At 62.3% G+C, this 2579-nt stretch carries 1 protein-coding gene; it reads right to left on the bottom strand.

Annotation, left to right across the window (positions count from 1 at the left end; all coding sequences use genetic code 11):
- Positions 1-2579, bottom strand: a 2579-nt coding sequence (locus A5906_RS35855) for an AMP-binding protein (protein ID WP_136615728.1), incomplete at both ends; no start/stop codon positions are given.

The raw sequence follows: 2579 nt of genomic DNA, 5'->3' as shown, positions 1-2579 counted from the left end.
CCGATGGTCAGGCACCCACCGTGTCCCCCAGGCACCTGGATGACCTCGAGTTGCGAACTGAGAGCTCGCCATGCGCGACCGTCGTGGTCTGCTGCGTAGAACGTCACAGGAACCTCGAGCGGTGCCGGAAGATATTGCGCCATTGCGAGCGAATAAGGCTCCCATAACGCGCGCGGAATCGTATCATAGGGATTGAAGACTGCATCATGCAGCTTCTTGGGATTGGTTAGAGCGGTATACAGCTGGCTAACCCGCTTGCTCGTCGACCCGTAGAAGAACTGCTCGAGCCTGACCATCAGCTGATAGGTCCAGCGCAGACTGTAAGGCGAGACTAGTCGCTTCATCGGTCTGAGGATCGCTTGCGCCGCCGCACGGGCACTAACGGTCGGCGGGTCAACCATGACGACCCTACCAACCCTGTGGCCGGCTGCCATCAGCAGGCGAGCTGCTTCGAATGCCACAATGGCGCCGTTGCAGAAGCCCCCCAGCACGAAAGGTCCGCTCGCCTGTCTATCCAGGATAAGCGGCAGGCGGTCGGCAGCCATTTCCTCGATCGAGGGCGGCACCGACTCTCCACGAAGACCGTGCGGATTGATGGAAATGATTGGATGATCGGGACCGAGGAGCTGAACCATTCGCCGCATGCTCGAATGTCCGCTGACGAGGTCTCCATTGAAGAAGTGCAGCGGAGGCCGATTGCCATCACCGTGAAAGTGGATGTACGGCGTCGCTTGCGTGTCGATTTGCGTGTCAAGCTTCTGGACGAGCTGCCGGATGGTTTCCGCGCCGAACAGGATCGTTTCCGGCACGGCTTGACCGATCAGCTGTTCGAGTTCGCTCAGCATCTCCATTGCGAGCAGCGAGTCGCCGCCGCTTGCAAAGAAATCGTCGTCGAGCGTCACGGCATCGGACTTGAGCAGCCTCCGCCACAGCGTCAGCAATTCACCTTCGAGGTCCAGTGACGCTTTGGACACGACCGGCATAGGCATTTGCGGTAGCCCGCCGTCGCGCAGCCGTCGCCGCTGCACTTTTCCCGTCGGTCCCTTTGGCAGTTGGTCGAGGATCAGAACGCGATGTGGAATCTTGAACGAGGCAAGCTCACCTTGCAGGAACTGGCGGATCTCTGCAGTTGTCGTCTGCGTATGGGGATGAGAAACGATCGCGGCTGCAACGTCCTCGCCAAGGCGTGGATGGCGGACTGCAAAGGCGGCAGCCTCCGCTACAGCCGGATGGCGTAGCAAGGCGGATTCGACATCGGCAGGGGAAATCTTGTCGCCGCCGCGATTGATCAGCTCTCCCAGGCGGCCATGCAAAGAAAGAAAGCCGTCTTCGTCGAGGCTGCCGATGTCGCCCGTGCGAAACCAGCCCCCGACGAAAGCGGCTTGATTGAGCTCCGGCGCATCGAGATAGCCGGAGAACACCGTCGGTCCACGAATCCAGATCTCGCCGCGCTCGCCCGCCGTCAGGAAGCGTCCATCCTCACCAGCGATGGCCAGAGTCCCGGGCGGAGGTTGGCCGCAGGTCCCCGGCCTATTCGGGCCGGGCGGCGGCAGATTGGCAGCGATTTGCGCGGCTTCGCTGGAGCCGTAGTGCTCTAGCACAGGCACGCCTAAAACGCGCTGCAGGCCGTCCCGTACGTCGGGCAGCAGCGGCGCGCCGCCCGATACGATAAACCGCAACGTATGCGCCACGCGCACGTCTGCGAGCGAGCTCACCTTGTCCAGCATTGCAGCATGAAGCGCGGGACCTGCCGAGTACCAGGTCGGGCTGAGACAATCGAGCCACTCATCCAGCGCGACGATGGCATTGTTTGCCGGGACAGCAATGCTGCCGCCGGTGAGCAGCGGTGTGAACACCGTTACCTTGAGCCCATGAGAATAAAATGGGGGCGAGACGCTCAAGCAGCGATCTTGATGCGTGAGGCCGAACCAGGCCTGAAGACGCGCGGACGCGGCCAGCATGTTGCTGTGGCTGAACGGAATGAGCTTTGGCTGCGCGGTCGTGCCGGAGGTCTGCAGAATGAAGGCCGGCGAGTGTGGAGCAGGTTCAGCGTCGATAGCAGCGCGGTCGGCGGCCCGGACCGGGACATCAAGTCCGAGCTGGCCGCCATATGCGGGAACGGCTTCGATGATGGCGATCCCACGCCGCTCGGCCGCTTGCCGCGCTTCTGTGTCACTGCCTTGCGGCACGAGAAGAGCGTTCAGGTGCAGCATGCCGAAACGCAGATCGACCTCTACCGGAGACAGCCGCGGATCAAGAGGAACCGCAATGCTGCAGCAAGCCACAGCCACGATGGCGAGAACCGCCTCCGGACCGAACGGCATGAGCACCCCGATCCGAGCGCTGCAATCGAACCCACCCACACGCAACTGCCCGCGGATGTCGTCCAACCGGCGCTGGAGATCGCCGTAAGTCAGCGGGGCAAACCCGGTGGAGACGATCGCAGCCCGTTGTGGGAACCGGCTGGCAGTCCGACCAATGACTTGACCCAGCGTGCATTGCGCGTCGGGCTCTGTGCCGTCGAGGACGAACGTGATTTCCTCGGACGACTTCGCGATCTCTCGGAGCAAATTCGTCAC

The sequence above is a fragment of the Bradyrhizobium sacchari genome (assembly GCF_002068095.1).
GTDB classification, from domain to species: Bacteria; Pseudomonadota; Alphaproteobacteria; order Rhizobiales; family Xanthobacteraceae; genus Bradyrhizobium; species Bradyrhizobium sacchari.
The sequence above is the reverse complement of the archived record's forward strand: the minus strand, read 5'-3'. Positions and strand labels throughout refer to the sequence as shown.